This is a genomic window from Bradyrhizobium sp. LB14.3 (assembly GCF_040547985.1).
In the GTDB taxonomy this organism is placed as follows: Bacteria; Pseudomonadota; Alphaproteobacteria; order Rhizobiales; family Xanthobacteraceae; genus Bradyrhizobium.
This window is the reverse complement of record NZ_JBEPQT010000054.1, coordinates 1-16,308: the sequence shown is the minus strand read 5'-3', so window position 1 is coordinate 16,308 and position 16,308 is coordinate 1. Positions and strand designations below refer to the sequence as shown.

Annotated in this window: 13 protein-coding genes, 1 tRNA gene and 1 pseudogene; 8 read left to right on the top strand and 7 right to left on the bottom strand. The window is 64.1% G+C overall.

The genetic code is table 11. The features are described 5' to 3' along the window. Positions 1–234 (top strand): annotated as a pseudogene (locus ABIB00_RS37695) (hypothetical protein); the annotation flags it as partial. 341 nt (positions 235–575) lie between these two features. On the opposite strand, the gene ABIB00_RS37690 reads toward ABIB00_RS37695, so the two are convergent. The 3 genes from ABIB00_RS37690 to ABIB00_RS37680 form a co-directional block, all read right to left on the bottom strand. Next, a tRNA-Lys gene (locus ABIB00_RS37690) sits at positions 576–651 on the bottom strand. A 327-nt stretch (positions 652–978) separates the two neighbouring features. Continuing rightward, positions 979–3,642, bottom strand: a complete 2,664-nt coding sequence (locus ABIB00_RS37685; RefSeq protein WP_354107854.1) for a glycosyltransferase — start codon at positions 3,640–3,642, stop codon at positions 979–981. 215 nt (positions 3,643–3,857) lie between these two features. Then, a complete protein-coding gene (locus ABIB00_RS37680) occupies positions 3,858–4,451 on the bottom strand; it encodes a beta-1-3, beta-1-6-glucan biosynthesis protein (RefSeq protein ID WP_354107853.1) in 594 nt (197 codons plus the stop codon). A 328-nt stretch (positions 4,452–4,779) separates the two neighbouring features. On the opposite strand from ABIB00_RS37680, the gene ABIB00_RS37675 reads away from it, so the two are divergent. Continuing rightward, entirely contained in the window at positions 4,780–6,339 is a 1,560-nt protein-coding gene (locus tag ABIB00_RS37675) for a glycoside hydrolase family 17 protein (RefSeq protein ID WP_354107852.1), read from the top strand. Here ABIB00_RS37675 and ABIB00_RS37670 read toward each other — a convergent pair. Beyond that, positions 6,299–6,679, bottom strand: a complete 381-nt coding sequence (locus ABIB00_RS37670) for a hypothetical protein (RefSeq protein WP_247447232.1) — start codon at positions 6,677–6,679, stop codon at positions 6,299–6,301. The two genes, ABIB00_RS37675 and ABIB00_RS37670, sit on opposite strands and share 41 nt — an antisense overlap. Before the next feature lie 182 nt (positions 6,680–6,861). Next, positions 6,862–8,235, bottom strand: coding sequence for a hypothetical protein (locus ABIB00_RS37665; RefSeq protein ID WP_354107851.1), 1,374 nt, complete (start codon positions 8,233–8,235; stop codon positions 6,862–6,864). Positions 8,236–8,408: 173 nt separating this feature from the next. On the opposite strand from ABIB00_RS37665, the gene glmU reads away from it, so the two are divergent. After that, complete coding sequence (gene glmU, locus ABIB00_RS37660; protein WP_354107850.1) at positions 8,409–9,764, top strand: bifunctional UDP-N-acetylglucosamine diphosphorylase/glucosamine-1-phosphate N-acetyltransferase GlmU; 1,356 nt, start codon at positions 8,409–8,411, stop codon at positions 9,762–9,764. Between the two features lie 159 nt (positions 9,765–9,923). Here the strand turns inward: glmU and ABIB00_RS37655 are convergent, their stop codons facing one another. After that, entirely contained in the window at positions 9,924–10,154 is a 231-nt protein-coding gene (locus ABIB00_RS37655) for a hypothetical protein (RefSeq protein WP_354047837.1), read from the bottom strand. A 219-nt stretch (positions 10,155–10,373) separates the two neighbouring features. On the opposite strand from ABIB00_RS37655, the gene glmS reads away from it, so the two are divergent. The 3 genes from glmS (at position 10,374) to ABIB00_RS37640 (ending at position 14,065) form a co-directional block, all read left to right on the top strand. Next, positions 10,374–12,200, top strand: coding sequence for a glutamine--fructose-6-phosphate transaminase (isomerizing) (gene glmS / locus ABIB00_RS37650; protein ID WP_354107849.1), 1,827 nt, complete (start codon positions 10,374–10,376; stop codon positions 12,198–12,200). A gap of 120 nt (positions 12,201–12,320) precedes the next feature. Further along, positions 12,321–13,091 carry a DUF502 domain-containing protein gene (locus tag ABIB00_RS37645; RefSeq protein WP_247346839.1) on the top strand — a complete coding sequence of 257 codons (771 nt, stop codon included), beginning with the start codon at positions 12,321–12,323 and terminating at the stop codon, positions 13,089–13,091. A 104-nt stretch (positions 13,092–13,195) separates the two neighbouring features. Continuing rightward, positions 13,196–14,065, top strand: coding sequence for an NAD(P)-dependent oxidoreductase (locus ABIB00_RS37640; protein ID WP_354107848.1), 870 nt, complete (start codon positions 13,196–13,198; stop codon positions 14,063–14,065). A gap of 28 nt (positions 14,066–14,093) precedes the next feature. On the opposite strand, the gene ABIB00_RS37635 is transcribed toward ABIB00_RS37640, so the two are convergent. Continuing rightward, complete coding sequence (locus ABIB00_RS37635) at positions 14,094–14,609, bottom strand: P-loop NTPase family protein (RefSeq protein ID WP_354107847.1); 516 nt, start codon at positions 14,607–14,609, stop codon at positions 14,094–14,096. A 178-nt stretch (positions 14,610–14,787) separates the two neighbouring features. Between ABIB00_RS37635 and ABIB00_RS37630 the strand changes: the two genes are divergently transcribed. Continuing rightward, entirely contained in the window at positions 14,788–15,177 is a 390-nt protein-coding gene (locus ABIB00_RS37630) for a nuclear transport factor 2 family protein (RefSeq protein ID WP_354107846.1), read from the top strand. A 103-nt stretch (positions 15,178–15,280) separates the two neighbouring features. Further along, positions 15,281–16,111, top strand: coding sequence for a helix-turn-helix domain-containing protein (locus ABIB00_RS37625; RefSeq protein ID WP_354107845.1), 831 nt, complete (start codon positions 15,281–15,283; stop codon positions 16,109–16,111). Positions 16,112–16,308 lie beyond the last annotated feature (197 nt).

Here is a 16,308-nt window from a genome sequence, read left to right as displayed (position 1 = left end):
GACGGCTTTAGCGTGTTCTGGCTCGAGAGCATGGAACGTCATGCGCGCCTGACCCTGTCTCCTGAGCAGAGGCTGGTGGTTGCGCAGCACACGGCTCACCCGACGACGTTGATGAACAGCGATGTGACCGACAACCCCGGCCGGCTCCCGAACGACTGCATCGCGCGCTTCTACCAAAAGGAGAGCATCGTAGCGGGGCCCGCGGGTACGCCTAGCGTGCAACGCGCTGACTAGGCCAATGGCAGGAAGTCGTAACCCGACGGCTGCGCGGTGACCACGTAAGCCGCGGCCTCTGGGACTAGCCGTTGTAGGCCGCAGGACGCCGCTGCGAAGCCCGTGGCCTACGCCGGCTACCGTTCCGCACGATCGGCACCACATCGACGGGCTCGCGTGCATTGGAGCGCATCTGTCTGGATCCGGCGGCCGGCTGGACCATGCCGCGGGAGCGAGCAGGCTCGAGACCATAGCCGGCAACTACCACGCTGCGATCGAGGCAGCTAATGCGTTTGCAGACATGGTACAGAGACAGTGCTTTTTGGGTGTATTGGAAATTTGCAATAAGTTATTGATTTAGTTGGTGAGCGCGCTGGGGCTCGAACCCAGGACCCCGTGATTAAAAGTCACGTGCTCTACCGGCTGAGCTACGCGCTCCCATGGCCGCTGATGGCTTTCAAAGAGATCGCCATCGTGTTCGGACATTCGAGAAGCATGTCTTGCTGCTACGCTCTACTTGCGTCGCGGGGAAAACCGGCTGTTCTCCGGATCATGCTTTCGGCCCGCGCTGTGTAGGGGGATGGGGCGCGGAGGTCAATAGCAGGGGTGGCTGCCAAAACCCGCGGCAGAAGTCGGGATTTGCTCGCCGCTTCCGTGGTTTAAGTCGGGAATTTTCACCTTGATTGGCGGACAGTCATCCACGCCGAAGAGCGAGGATGGCTTACCGGCCGAGGGCCGCGCCCGCGCCGCGAGGTCGTCTCGCCATCAGTTCGCTTCGCGCCGGACCTCGTTCGGCAACGGCTGCGGCGTGCCGGCGGGGGTCGGCAGCGCGACGGGGCGGAGCCCGATCAGCTCGGCGGTGCGGATCGCACTATCGCGCCAGAACTGGAACGAGTTGATGCGGCTGAGCTCGAGGATGGCGATGGCGACCGCTGCCAGGAACGGCAGGCTCTGCAGCACCAGCACGCCCGCGAAGATGTAGATCTCGGTGATCTGGCGATAGCTGTTGGAGGCGACCAGCACGCCGGCGCCGATCAGGAGCAGGGCGCCGATCACGGCCTCCCAGAACGCCTGGAACTCTATCGACATCCGGGACAGGCCACCCTTGGAGGTGCGCGCGAACGCGATGTGCTCGGTGATCAGTCCTTGCGCGACCGCGCGCGACACCGTCCATTGCACGCTCATCGCCGCGATCATGGCGCCCAGCATCTGGCCGGGCTTGATCGCGACGCGCGCACGGTACATCGACAAAAAGTGCGCGAGCGAGACGATGAAGGCGCCGATGATCGGCAGCGTCAAAATCTTGTCGGGGATGGCGATGTCGGCGAAGGCCACGATCGGCACCCAGATGAGGTTGAGCAGCGCCACGACCACGCCGAGGCTTTCGGCCCCAAGCCAGTTCAGCCAGCCGAGACCATATTCGCGCTTCTGGTCAGCCGTCAGCCGACTCTTTCCGGGCAGGAAGTTCCGCCAGTGCTTCTTGACGATCTGGAGGCCGCCATACGCCCAGCGATGGCGTTGCTTCTTGAAGGCCTCGTAGGTGTCGGGGAGCAGGCCCTGACCGTAGCGGTGGTTCGTGTAGTGCGTGGTCCAGCCGAGTTGCTGGATCGCAAGGCCGAGATCCGAGTCCTCGCAGATCGTATCGCTCGACCAGCCGCCGGCCATGTCCATCGCGGCGCGGCGGATCAGGCACATCGTGCCGTGCACGATGATGGCGTTGGTCTCGTTGCGCTGGACCATGCCGATGTCGAAGAAGCCGGCATATTCGCCGTTCATGAGGTAGTGCATGATCGACAGATCGCCGTCGCGATGTTCCTGCGGCGCCTGCACCAGACCGACGCGCGGGTCGGCGAAGGCGGGCACGAGGTCCTTCAACCAGTCGGGATCGACGACGTAGTCGGCATCGAGGATGCCGATGATCTCGGCATCGACGGCGGTGCGGTCCATCGCGATGCGCAGCGCGCCGGCCTTGAAACCCTGCACCTTCTCCGCGTTGATGAACTTGAAGCGTTCACCGAGCGTGCGGCAATGGTCCTGGATCGGCTGCCAGAAGGCCGGGTCCGGCGTGTTGTTGATGATGACGACGCATTCGTAGTTCGGATAGTTCAGCCGCGACAGCGCATCGAGCGTCTGCTTGAGCATCTCGACCGGCTCGAAATAAGCGGGGATGTGGATCGAGACTTTTGGAAAGTAATTCTCGGGAACGTTCTCGACCGGTTTGCCCTTCGTGAGCAGCCGCTGCGGCGGCCGGCCGAACGCGACGGCCGCGATCTCGTCGATGCGCGCCATCGCAATGAGGACGAGGGGAACAAGCAGGATCATGCCCAGAGTCAGTGCGAAGGCCGAGCCGAAAATGAAATAGTGCCCGTTCCAGAACGCGAACACGGTGGCAGCCCAGGCGCCGACGCCATTGGCGGCGGCTGACAGCAGGAACGCCTGCTTCGCCGTCGGCTGTTCCAGCCGCAGGATCGGCAGCGACAACAGGACACCGACCAGCAGCGCTATACCCATCGACTTCCAATAGTCGGGATTCTCCACCGGGCCGGTCCAAGCGAATTTCGGCTCGCGGCTGGCGTTGAGGATACCCCAGTACGGTCCGACGCCGCCTTCGAAGTACTTCCAGGGCTGATCGATGGCTTCAACGATGTTGTATTCCATGCCGAGGCCTTCGGCGCGGCTGACGAAATTGCGCAAGGTCAGCGCTTGCTGGAACGGACCGGGGTCGGCGTTGCGCAAATTATAGCCCGCGCTCGGCCAGCCGAACTCGGCGATCACGATGCGCTTGCCGGGGAACAGGTTGCGCAAGAGGTTGTAGCGGTCGACGGCCTGGTCGACCGCCTGGTCCGAGCGAAAGTTTTCCCAGTAGGGCAGCACGTGGGCGGCGATGAAATCGACGTTGGAAGCGAGGTCCGGATTGTCGCGCCAGATGTTCCAGATCTCGCCGGTGGTGACGGGCACGCGGACCGCGCTCCTCACCCGCTTGATCATCTCGATGAGGTCTTCGACCTTCTGCTCGCCGCGGTAGATCACCTCGTTGCCGACGACGACGCCGTTCACGTTGCTGTTCTTGCGGGCGAGCTCGATGGCGGCCTTGATCTCCCGCTCGTTGCGCTCCGGATCCTTGCCGATCCAGGCTCCGACCGTGACTTTGAGCCCGAACTCGGCGGCGATCGGCGGCACCAATTCGTTGCCTTCCGTCGCCGAGTAAGATCGGATGGCGCGTGTGAGGGTCGAGAGCTTTTTCAGATCGGCTCGTATCTTGTCGGGGTCGATGTTGTTGTCGACAATATGTCCCGGTTCGAACGGCGTATAAGACAGGCTGGGCAACAGGCCCTTGAAGTCGGGCGCGGGTTCCCTGTCGCGCATGACTCCCCAGATGCCGGCGTGAAGCACGGACACAAGCAACAGAACGGCGGCGACAACGCGCATCGCGGCTAAACCAAAAGGGGCTGAGATGGCAGGGAAGCGGATCCGACCCCGAGATCCGACCGAGTCCGCGGCAAGTGGAGCATACCTCTGCCGCGCGGTTTCACAACTGTCATGCCCTCATGTCCGTACGAGGGCATGCCTTTTTCGCAAAAGCGCGGCAGTGGCAACACTTGCTATCGCCGATCGTTCCTGAACGTAGGCTGAAACAATCGCGGCTATTTCTGCGGCGCGGGCGAGGGGCTGGCCGCAGGTGACGGGCTTGCGGCCGGCTGCGGCCCTTGCGAGTTGCCGGTGGTCGGCGTCGCCGGCTGGGAGGGGCTCGCCGCCGCCTGCTGCGGCTGGGAGGCCGGATTGATCCAGCAAGCGTGCACACGGCTGTCCAGGGTCTCGGCGACCTTGGGATCGATCTGGGCGCCGAACCGGGTCAGGCAGCGGAATGCCGCCTGGATATGGCCGCCGGGGCAGCCGAAGCGGTCATAGAGGTCGAGATGGCGGAAAGCGGTGTCGAGGTCGTCGCGGTACATCAGCCGCACCACGCGGCGGCCGAGCCAGACGCATTCGGGATTGCCGGCCGGGCCGTTGATGACTTGGGCGGCTTCCGCGAACTCGTCGGTGCGGCGCTGGTTCTGGGCCGCGTCCTTGGCGGCGTCGGCGGGCTGGGTCGCGGCCTTGCTCTGGTCCGGGGCGGGCGTACCGCTCTGGGCGGAGGCGCCACCGAGACCGACCATGACGAGAAGGGAAGTAACGGCCAAGGTGGCGGCGAACTGCCGCAGGACCGCATTTCGTAACCCGAACACCCGTTGCCGCATGAATTCCCCAATATATTCACTGACCGTCCGCGCCAGGACCTCGCGGACGCGCCGGTGATGGCGTCCAAATGGGTCTCCAATGCGGCGGAAAAGTCCTTTCGATTCCATGGCCTGAATTTCAAATTTTGTCCAGCAAAGTCACGATCCTAGGCCTCTGTCGAACGGCCGCAGGCAAATTCCTCAGGGGAGGGATCGATCCATACCGGAGCCCCCCCTTGGCAGATGGCGTGCGAGCAGGTAATCGACGGCCCTTCGCGGGAGGACGGAACTGATTTCTCTTCGTACGCCACTGGCGCTTCTGCTCGTTTCACTGGGTGCGATTGCTGCCGTGTGGTGGTGGCTTGCCACGCCGATCACGCTCGCGCGCGCCCCGATCGATCCCGCCGACAAGGTTCAGTGCGTTTCCTACGCGCCGTTCCGCGGCGAGCAGTCGCCGCTGAACGCATGGACCCATATCGAGGCCGATCAGATCGAGCAGGACCTGCGGCAGCTCAAGGAGATCACCGACTGCGTCCGCACCTATTCGATGGAGAACGGCCTCGACCAGGTGCCGGCGATCGCCGCCAGGATCGGCGGGCTGAAGTTGCTGCAGGGGATCTGGCTCTCCAGCAACCGCACCAAGAATTTTGAGCAGGCCGCGCTCGCCGTCCGCCTCTCCAAGGATTTCCCCGGCATCATCACCAGCATCATCGTCGGCAACGAGGTGCTGCTGCGTGGCGAGATGACGACCGCGGATCTCGTCTCCATCATCCGCTCGGTGAAGGCGCAGGTCAGCGTGCCCGTCACCTATGCCGACGTCTGGGAGTTCTGGCTGAAGAACCGCGAGGTCTATGACGCCGTCGACTTCGTCACGATCCACATCCTGCCCTATTGGGAGGATTTCCCGGTCAAGGCGAAATTCGCCGCCGCCCATGTCGAGGCGATCCGCGAGCGCATGGCAGTCGCGTTTCCCGGCAAGGAGATATTGATCGGCGAAACCGGCTGGCCGAGCGAAGGGCGCATGCGCGAAGGCGCGCTGCCGTCGCGCACCAACCAGGCGCGCGTCGTCTCCGAGATTTTGACCCTCGCGAAAGCGCAGAAATTCCGCGTCAATCTGATCGAGTCCTACGACCAGCCGTGGAAGCGCAAGCTGGAGGGCACTGTCGGCGGCTATTGGGGGCTCTATGACTCGGTGCACCGCAGGCTGAAATACCCGCCGGGCGAGCCGATCAGCAATTTCCCGTACTGGAAATGGTACATGGGCGCGGGCATGGGCCTCTGCGTGCTGGTGTTCGCGGTCGCCGGCCTGACGTTGCGGCGCAGGCCCTGGACGCCGCGCTTTTCGGCCTGGCTCGGTGTGGCGATCTCGGCGACCTCAGCGGGCATCCTGCTCGGGATCGGCGCCGACAAGATGTACTATGAGAGCTACGGCATCGGCGGCTGGCTGCTGTGGGGCGCGCTGCTCGCGGCCGGCATCCTGTCACCGATCTTCTGCGCGCAGGCGATGGTGATCGGCCGCAGTCTTCCGACCTTTCTCGATCTGCTGGGCCCGCGCGAGGGCCGGAAATGGTCGAAGCTCACCGCCGTGCTGGGCCTCACGCTGGCGGTGACTGCGGTGATCGCGGCGCAGACCGCGCTCGGCTTCGTGTTCGATCCGCGCTACAAGGATTTCCCCTACGCCTCGCTGACGATGGCGGTGGTGCCGTTCGCGCTGTTGATGCTGAACCGGCCGCAGATCGGCCAGCGTCCGATCGCGGAATCGGTATTCGCGGGCGTGCTGACGCTGTCGGCCGCGTACGTGCTCGTCAACGAGGGCCGCGACAACTGGCAGTCGCTGTGGACCTGCGCGATCTATTTGTTGTTCGCGCTCACGATGTGGCGGGCGCGGGCCGAGCAAATCCAAGAATGAACAGGCCGATCGCCAGGCCCGACAGCACGACATTGTAGAGCACGATGCCGAGGCCGGCGGCGATGATGCCGACGGTCAGCAGCACGATCGACGGCCGCATCAGATTCAGCGTCGCTACCACCAGCGCGACGATGCCGAACACCGAATTCTTGAACAGCACCGTCGAGACCGAGCGCGCCTTGCAGATCAGCGTCTGGAGCCCGGCGTCGCAGGCGAGCCCGACCTGCGAGTTTTCGATTCCGAGGTAGCGCAGATAGAGCGCATAGCCGACGGATGCGAAGCCGACGACGATCAGGAACTGCACCTGGTAGGGCGTGAGGCGGAAGGGCTTTTTTGTCATGGCCGCAATATGGTCGGGATGAAGGGAGGGGGCAACAGGGCAGGTGGAAGTTTCTGCCTATCGTGGCGCAACTGCGCGCCATTGTGGCGGTGTGCAAGTCATCCACGCTCAGGGTAGCGGAGCATGACGCCACGATTTTCTACTGACGGCGATTATTGGCGCCTGCCCGCAGTCCACAAGGCTTATCGCCTGAAGAACGACGACAACGTCGATCCCGCTGACGCCGGCGCCGTCTCCGGCTTCGCCTGTGCGGCTGGCTGCGGAGCCGCAGGAGCAGGCGCGGGCTCCTCTCGCTTCGAGGAGCGTTTTGAGGAATAGCTGTGGCGGCGCTTGTCCGGTTTGGCGGCGGGCGCGGGCGCCGAGGCGGTGTCGGCTTGCGGCACCGAGTCCTGGGTCTTGTCGGAGTTCTTCTCCTGAACTCGATCCTGAGTCTTTCCTTGTCCCTTTTCCTGGCCGCCGCGCATTGACAGCCGCTGGCCGTCGAACACGGTGGTCTCGCAGTGGCGGTCGTTTTCGGCGAGGCCTGCGCAGAGCTTGGCTGCTGCGGCGGCGTTGATCAGCGGGCCGGCTCCCAAGCGAAGCTGCATGCCGAGGCCGGTGTTGCCTTCCTTGATCATGATGATCGGCCGCAGCGCCGCGATCTCCGGATTGGATTTGCTCAGCCCGCGCCAGAGTGCACGCAGGCCGTCGACGGAGTTCGCGCCACCGAGATCAATCGCAAAGCGCGTCTGCTGGACCGCAATCGCAGGAGCCTCGCTCTCGGCGGCCTCCGGCGGCTTCGCTGCCACAGCAGCCACTTCGATCGGAGCGGGCGCCGGGTCGGGCTTCTTCTCGGCAGCCTTCTCAGTTGCCTCGGGCTGCACCAGTTTTGATGCGGCCGGATCGGGCGGCGCCATGATCGACTTGGACGGCACCAGCGGAAGCATCGGCGGTGTCGAGGTCGTCAGCGGCGCGTGCGACAGGAGCGAGGCGGCGGCCGCGCTCTGCGTCGGCGGGCCCGACGGCTCCTTTGCGCTGTCTTTCGGCGAGTCCTTGGCAACTTCGGTGCGCGGCTTGTCGCTGACTGATGCTGGTGTCGAGGCGACTGGCGCGACGCTGGGCGCCGGCGGTCCGACCAAAGCTGGCGCGTCCTGCGGCTTCGCAGCGGACGCCTGCGGCGGCGTGGTCGTCTGCCTGGCGATGGCGCCGGTGACAGAATCGAGCCCTTGCTCCAGCACGGTGACGCGCGAATAGAGCCGGTCGCGATCGGTGTTCAGTGTCTCGATGGCAGAGGCGAGGCGGCGGGCCTCGTTCTGGCTCTCCTTGGTCAGCATCTGGAGCCGGTCGGCCTGGTGCGCGAGATCGGCCGACGCGACCTGGTCGCGCCGCCAGCCGAGCTGGGCCTGGTTGGCGAATACGGCAATCACCACGGCGCCGACGGCCGCCACGCCCCACGAGCCCAGCCGCCACATCATGCTGCGATCGAACGAACTCTCCTCGGCCACAAGTCCGGAGAATAGCCCGCCGGTCTCCTTGGTGCCGAAGGCATCCGCCAGTGGGTCGGAATCCTTTGCCATGTACGTTTAAGCGCCCAGCCCTGTCCGGCTTCCCCGAATCAATCAGGGAACATTAACAGGAAAACCTTGTCGCACTTGAATTCCGGGCGATTGCGGGGGTAGCAAGGCGATAGCTCATGACGGCATCGACCTGCCGCCGCCAACTGATTCGGCCGTATCTGACAGGATTTTCGATGACCGCCCGTTCCAGCCTCACGATCGTGCTCGCCGCCGGCGAAGGCACGCGCATGCGATCGAGCCTGCCGAAAGTGCTGCATCCGGTCGCGCACCAGAGCCTGCTCGCCCACGTGCTCGGCGCTGCACCCAAGGGAACCGGTACCTCGCTCGCGGTGGTGATCGGCCCCGACCATCAGGCGGTGGCGGACGAAGCAAAGCGCATCCGCCCCGACGCGCTCACCTTCGTGCAAGGCGAGCGGCTCGGCACCGCGCATGCGGTGCTGGCGGCGCGTGATGCCATTGCGCGGGGTATCGATGATCTGCTGATCGCGTTCGGCGACACGCCGCTGATCTCGGCCGAGACCTTCGCGCGGCTGCGCGCGCCGCTCGCCAAGGGCGCGGCGATCGCCGCGCTCGGCTTTCGCGCCGCCGACCCCACCGGCTATGGCCGCTTCATCGTCGAGGGCGACCGCCTGGTCGCTATCCGCGAGCAGGCCGATGCCAGCGCAGAGGAGCGCAAGATCGATCTGTGCAACGCCGGCGTGATGGCGATCGACGGACGCCGCGCGCTGGCGATCCTCGACAAGATCGGCAATGCGAATTCCAAGGGCGAATATTATCTGACCGACGCGGTCGGCATTGTCAGCGAACAGGGATGGGATGCCGTGGTGATCGAAACCAGCGAGGACGAAGTGCGCGGCATCAACACCAAGGCGCAGCTCGCCGAGGCCGAAAGCGTGATGCAGGCACGGCTGCGCAAGGCTGCGATGGAAGCCGGGGTGACGCTGATCGCGCCCGAGACCGTCTTTCTCGCGGCCGACACGGTGTTCGGCAAGGACGTCACCATCGAGCCGTTCGTGGTGATCGGTCCCGGCGTGTCGATCGCCGACGGCACGGTGATCCACTCGTTCTCCCATATCATGCAGACCACGCTCGGCAGGAACGTTTCGATCGGCCCCTATGCGCGGCTGCGCCCCGGCACCTCGCTCGGCGACGGCGCGCGCATCGGCAATTTTGTGGAGACCAAGGCCGCGACCCTGGAGGCCGGCGTCAAGGTCAACCATCTCTCCTATATTGGCGATGCCACCATCGGTGCCAATTCCAACATCGGCGCCGGCACCATCACCTGCAACTACGACGGCTTCAAGAAGCACAAGACGGTGATCGGGCAGGGTGCCTTCGTCGGCACCAACTCCTCGCTGGTCGCGCCGGTGACGATCGGCAATGGCGCCTATATCGGCTCGGGCTCGGTGATCACGCGCGACGTGCCGGACGATGCCATGGCACTGGAGCGCAGCCCGCAGACTATCAGGGAAGGCGGCGCTGCGCGCTACCGCGAGATCAAGACGCGCGGCAAGAAGCCGGAGAAATGAGAGGAACTGTTTCTAGCTTGTAGTAAGCGCACTCCGTCCTCATCCTGAGGAGCCCGCTGGAGGCGGGCGTCTCGAAGGATGGCCGCGGGCGAGATCCGGGCCGTCATGGTTCGAGACGCGCTTCGCGCTCCTCACCATGAGGGTCGTCTTACGTGGCCGCTAGTCGTCGTCGGCGACATCCGAGAACATCGCTCGCTTCAAGCGCCAGCCGCGCGGCCTGGCGCGCTTTGCCGGTTCGCCGGTGGCCTGCGTGGCGAGGACAGGCTTACTTTCCTTGCCTCGCTCCATGGCACGCTGGGGCGGTGGCCAATGCGCAAGGTGCGTGCCTGTGGTCTCGCTGGCGTGCACGAATGTCGATGACAGACCTTTGCGGTCGGACGAGCCTTTCATGGCCTTATCTCCCGGAGGGGAAATCGTTGGCCAAATTTGTTGACAAGAAGTTAACGGACGCGGTTTAACGCCCGCCAATTCGACGCAGTCGAAGCAGGCGTGACGAGGCGCTGTCTCAATCAGCAATAAATATTGAGTATCTGGTTGCTTAGGAACTTCGCTAAAAACCGAGCGTATCGTTTAGGCGATTTTTCGACGATTTGGGGGATAGTGAGCCGCATGTGCGGGATTGTCGGCATTCTCGGGCGCGAACCGGTTGCAGAGCAATTGGTGGATTCGCTCAAACGTCTTGAATATCGCGGCTACGATTCCGCGGGCGTCGCCACGCTCGAAGGCAAACACCTCGAGCGCCGCCGCGCCGAGGGCAAGCTGAAGAATCTGGAGAAGCGGCTCGAAGCGGGGCCTCTGAAGGGCACGACCGGCATCGGTCATACCCGCTGGGCCACCCACGGCAAGCCGACCGTGAACAACGCCCATCCGCATGCGACCGAGCGCGTCGCTGTCGTCCACAACGGCATCATCGAGAATTTTCGCGAGCTGCGCCAGGAACTCGAGAAGAACGGCGCGGTGTTCCACACCGAGACCGATACCGAGATCGTGCTGCATCTGGTCGACGATCTGCTCACGCGTGGCAACAAGCCGGTCGAGGCGGTGAAGCTGGCACTGGCGCGGCTGCGCGGCGCCTTCGCGCTCGGCTTCATCTTCGCCGGCGACAACGACCTCATGATCGGCGCTCGCAACGGCCCGCCGCTTGCCATCGGCTATGGCGACGGCGAGATGTATCTGGGCTCCGACGCCATCGCGCTCGGCCCGTTCACCGATACGATCAGCTATCTCGAGGATGGCGACTGGGTCGTGCTGACCCGCAACAGCGCCGACATCTTCGACAAGGACGGCCATGCCGTCCAGCGCGACAAGATCAGACACGCGGCCTCGACGTCGCTGGTCGACAAGGCCAATTACCGCCACTTCATGGCGAAGGAGATCCACGAGCAGCCTGAAGTGGTCGGCCACACGCTGGCGCGCTATGTCGACATGGCGACCGAGCGCGTGTCGCTGCCGGTCAAGCTGCCGTTCGACTTCAAGGACATCCAGCGCATCAACATCACGGCGTGCGGCACCGCGAGCTACGCCGGTTTCGTCGCAAAATACTGGTTCGAGCGCTTCTCGCGCGTGCCGGTCGAGGTCGATGTCGCCTCCGAATTCCGCTATCGCGAGGCGCCCTTGCGCAAGGGCGATCTCGCCATCTTCATCTCGCAATCGGGCGAGACCGCCGACACGTTGGCCGCGCTGCGCTATGCCAAGGCCGAGGGCGTGCACACGGTTGCCGTCGTCAACGTGCCGACCTCGACCATCGCGCGCGAGAGCGAGACCGTGCTGCCAACCCTCGCCGGACCCGAGATCGGTGTGGCCTCGACCAAGGCCTTCACCTGCCAGCTCATGGTGCTGGCAAATCTTGCGATCGCGGCCGGCAAGGCCCGCGGCGAGCTGTCCGACGAGGACGAGACCAAGCTGGTCCATGGCCTCGTCGAGATCCCGCGTTTGATGACGGATGCGCTCACCACCGAGCCCCAGATCGAGAAGCTCGCACGCGAGATCGCCAAATCGCGTGACGTGCTCTATCTCGGCCGCGGCACCAGCTTCCCGCTCGCGCTCGAAGGCGCGCTGAAGCTGAAGGAGATCTCCTATATTCACGCCGAGGGCTATGCCGCCGGCGAGCTCAAGCACGGCCCGATCGCGCTGATCGACGAGACCATGCCGGTCGTCGTCATCGCGCCTTACGACCGCGTGTTCGAGAAGACGGTTTCAAACATGCAGGAGGTCGCCGCCCGCGGCGGCAACATCATCCTGATGACCGACGCCAAAGGCGCGGAAGAGGCGACCGTCGAGTCCCTCGTCACCATTGTGATGCCTGATATGGCGGCAGCCTTTACGCCGATCGTTTATGCCGTTCCCGTGCAACTGCTCGCCTATCACACGGCTGTCGTCATGGGCACGGACGTCGACCAGCCGCGCAACCTCGCGAAATCGGTGACCGTGGAATAGGCAACCGTGGAATAGGCACAAGGGATAATAGACACAAGGGATATCGGTCGGTCGCTTCGTGGTCTTCCAAAACCTGCTAGAAGACCCTAGCTTGTGTGCTGCGACCGACCTGGAACCCGAATGACCCCCCGCGACGACGCGCCTGCGCCGCTTGATCCCGCGCCGGAACCGCATACCGGCCTGATGGGCCGTTTCCGCAATTATTTCCTCACCGGCCTCGTGGTGACGGGACCGGTTGCGATCACCTTTTATCTGGTTTGGTGGTTCGTCACCTGGGTTGATGGCGTGGTGCGGCCGTTCGTGCCGCTGGCCTATCGGCCTGAAACCTACATGCCGTATGTCATCCCCGGCTGGGGACTGATTGTCGCATTCTTCACGCTGACTCTGGTCGGCTTCCTCGCGGCCAATCTCATCGGCCGGACCCTGGTCGATGTCGGCGAGACCTTCCTTGGCCGGATCCCGGCGGTGCGCGCCATCTACCGCGGCCTGAAGCAGGTATTCGAGACGCTGTTCTCGGGCAAGGGCTCGAGCTTCCGCAAAGTCGGCCTGGTCGAGTTTCCCTCGCCGGGCATGTGGTCGATCGTGCTGATCTCGCAATCGCCGAACGAGGACGTCTCTCGCAGCCTGCCGGGTCAGGAGGAGCACGTCTCGGTGTTCCTGCCGTGCTCGCCGAACCCAACCACCGGCTTCTTCTTCTACGTCCCCAAGAGCAAGATCGTCGAGGTCGACATGAGCACCGAGGATGCCGCGACCCTGATTATGTCGGCTGGCGTGGTGCAGCCGGGCTCTACGCCCGACCCGAAGAAGGCCGCCGCGCTCGCGGGCATGGCGAACGCCGCGCGCATTGCCAACGCCTCGGCGCTCCAGGCCCAGCCTGCGAAGGTGGAGTAGAGCCATTCCTCCCAGGGATGGCCGCCGGTGACGCGGGCGTCCGCGTCCTCTGCTAGTCTCCGGTTGAACTGAGCGCGTCGCTCGGATTCGATCTGGAGTGCATGATGTCCAAAACGACGTCAAAGACCATTGCGATCCTCGCGCCCGGTGCCATGGGCAGCGCCGTGGCCCGCCGCCTCGGCGAGCACGGTGCGCGCGTGCTGACGTCGTTGAAAGGGCGGAGCGAGGCGACGCGCAAGCGCGCGGCGGATGCCGGCATGATCGGCGCCGAGGACGATGAGATCGCCGACGCCGACATCATCCTCTCGATCGTGCCGCCGGGCGAAGCCGTGGCGCTCGCCGAGCGGCTGGCGGGGCTGATCGTCCGGCGCGAGAAGAAACCGGTCGTGGTCGATTGCAACGCCGTCAACGTCGATACCGTCAAGAGGATCGAGGAGATCATCGGCTCGGCACAGGCGCCATTCGTCGATGCCGGCATCATCGGATTTCCGCCGCAGCCCGGCGGCAAGAGCCCGGCCTTCTACATGTCCGGCGAGCATGCCGGCGACGTCGCTGTTCTCAAAGACCTTGGGCTCGACGTGCGGATCGTCGAGGGCCCGGTCGGCGCAGCCTCGGCTTTGAAAATGTCCTATGCCGGCATCGTCAAGGGACTCGCCGGCATCGGCGCGGCGATGGTGGTCGCGGCAACGAAAGCGGGCGCGGCCGATGCGCTGCGTGACGAGCTCGCAATGAGCCAACCCGCGGTCCTTGCCCGGCTCGAAGTCGCGCTGCCGGATATGATCCCGAAGGCCTATCGCTGGGTCGCGGAGATGCGGGAGATTTCCGGTTTCCTCGGACCCGATCATCCGGCCAGCCAGATTTACGAGGGCTTTGCGCGCTGGTTCGAGCATCTCGCCGAGGACGCGAAAGGCGAGGCGGCGGACGCGGACCTGATGAAGGCATTCGCCGCGCGTATCGCGCAGAAGAAAGCCTGATCGTCCGGTCTCACATTACGGCCGTCGATCATTTGCCGTGCACCGAATCCAGAAAATCCTGGATGTCCCGATCGCGTCTCAAGCGCACGACCGGGACGTCGGCGCCATACTGCGCACGTTCGGCCTCGATGACAGGCGCACGCTCGGTGTCGTAGCACCAAGCCTCGCGCATCAGTTTCCAGTCGAACTGTTCGGGGCACCCCTCCGGGAGGTCAGGTCGTGTTGTGTCGCGATCGAAGGCGGAGCGCAGGAGAATGCGCCACTGACAGAGCCAGCGCGGGCGGTCGATGACGACCAGTGTATCGGCGCGCGCGAGCGTGAGATCGAAGGCAAGTCCCGAGAAGCTGCCGTCGACAACCCACGCATCGCCCGCGATCGCGTCAGTGACGCGCGTTCGAAAGCTCGCTTTGTCGGATGGCTTCCAGCCCGGCCGCCAGTAGAGCACTTCGAGATGGATCACGGGCAGACCAAGCCTTTGCCCGAGATTCCGGGAGAGGCTCGTCTTTCCGCTACCCTGGCAGCCAACGACGATGATCCGGCGCATTGCCGCAGGGTTCCATAAAGTCCGGCTCTGGGAAAGAGGACGGCTTCTGAACCCGCTTTATTACCTCGGATGTAATTGAGCCAATTCGCAGCTTGACTACTTTCCACATCATTCACCCGACAGGAAGCGTCCTATCAAGCCTCCTGTCGCGCGTGTGTCGGTGCATGAGGAGAGAGAGATGCAAGTCGTGTTTACGCGAAAGGAGCCGCCGGGATGGCTGCTCGACATGTGGAAGGAGATCGACGACAAGACTTTCGGACGAGGTTTCGACTGTTTTGCGGAGGATGCCGTCTGCAATCTCGGCGTCGCCGATTGGAAGGGGCGGGAAGCGATCCGCGCCAATCTGAAGGCCTTCATCGACAGCGGCTTCACCGCGCTGCATCGCGTCACCGAATATTGGGATGCAGGCTCCCTGAAGGTGTTTCGCGGCGTCGTCGACATGACACCCGATGATCCCTCGATGAAGGCGGTGCATCCCACGATGACGCACTTCTTCTACATGGACGAGACGGACGATACCAAGGTACGGCACTGGGTCGGCGCCGTGGGCCCAGTCGCCTTCGGTTGATCGCCTCGAACTTGCTACTAGCGGCGGCGCCTCGGGTATACCGACGCACCGCCGCCTATGCGTATTGACGGTACCGCAGATCGACGGGAAGGACCGACCGACCATGAAAGCGATGGCCAGCGCCCTCAAGACACGCGCCAATTCGGCGGGCGCTCTCCTGCGTCAATGGCGAGACATTCGCGGCAAGACGCAGCTCGACCTGTCGTTCGACGCCGGTGTTTCGCAGAAGCACATCAGTTTCGTCGAGAGCGGCCGCAGCGTTCCGAGCCGCCAGATGCTGCTCGATCTTGCGCGAGCCCTCGACGTCCCGCTGCGTGAGCGAAACGAGCTGCTGCTGGCCGCCGGCTACGCGCCGTCCTATGCTGATCCAGCGCTCGACACGCCGGCGATGACGAGCATCAACCATGCTCTGCGACGCATGCTGCGTCAGCACGAGCCGTTTCCCGCCATCGTCATGGACCGATATTGGAACGTGCTGATGACCAACGAGGCTGCGCCGCTTCTGTTCAATTGCTTCGTCGACATGTCGGCGCGGCCGACGCCACGAAACCTGCTGCATCTCATGTTCGATCCGGACGGCATGCGTCCCTTCGTCGCGAACTGGCCGCAGGCCGCCCGCGGATTGCTCGCACGGGTGAATCGCGAGGCGGTCGGGCACGTCGTCGATATCAGGACGAAGGCGCTGCTGGAGGAATTGTCGCAGTATCCCGGGGTGAAGCCGGAATGGCGTGCGCCTTCGGCCTCCGATGCGATGCCGATGATCCCGCTGTCCTTCGTCAAGGACGGTGTGACGCTGGACTATTTCTCCTTGATCACGACGGTCGGAACGCCGCAGACGGTCACTGCAGAGGAACTACGGCTCGAGTGCATGTTCCCCGCCAACGAGGCGACCGAAGCCGAGCACGGCAGGTTTTTGGGCGCGCACGCCGGTTGAGGGGGCGTCGCCGCGAGTCCACCTGATCGCTATGTGCTAGGCTCTATCCGCATCGTCATTGCGAGTGCAGCGAAGCAATCCAGAATCCCTCCGCGGTAAGACTCTGGATTGCTCACATGGGGATTTGGTGTGTCAAGGCGGATGTTCCGCTTTTTGTTTGATTGCTGCCAGCTTTTCGTCCCGACCGCTGGGTCTTT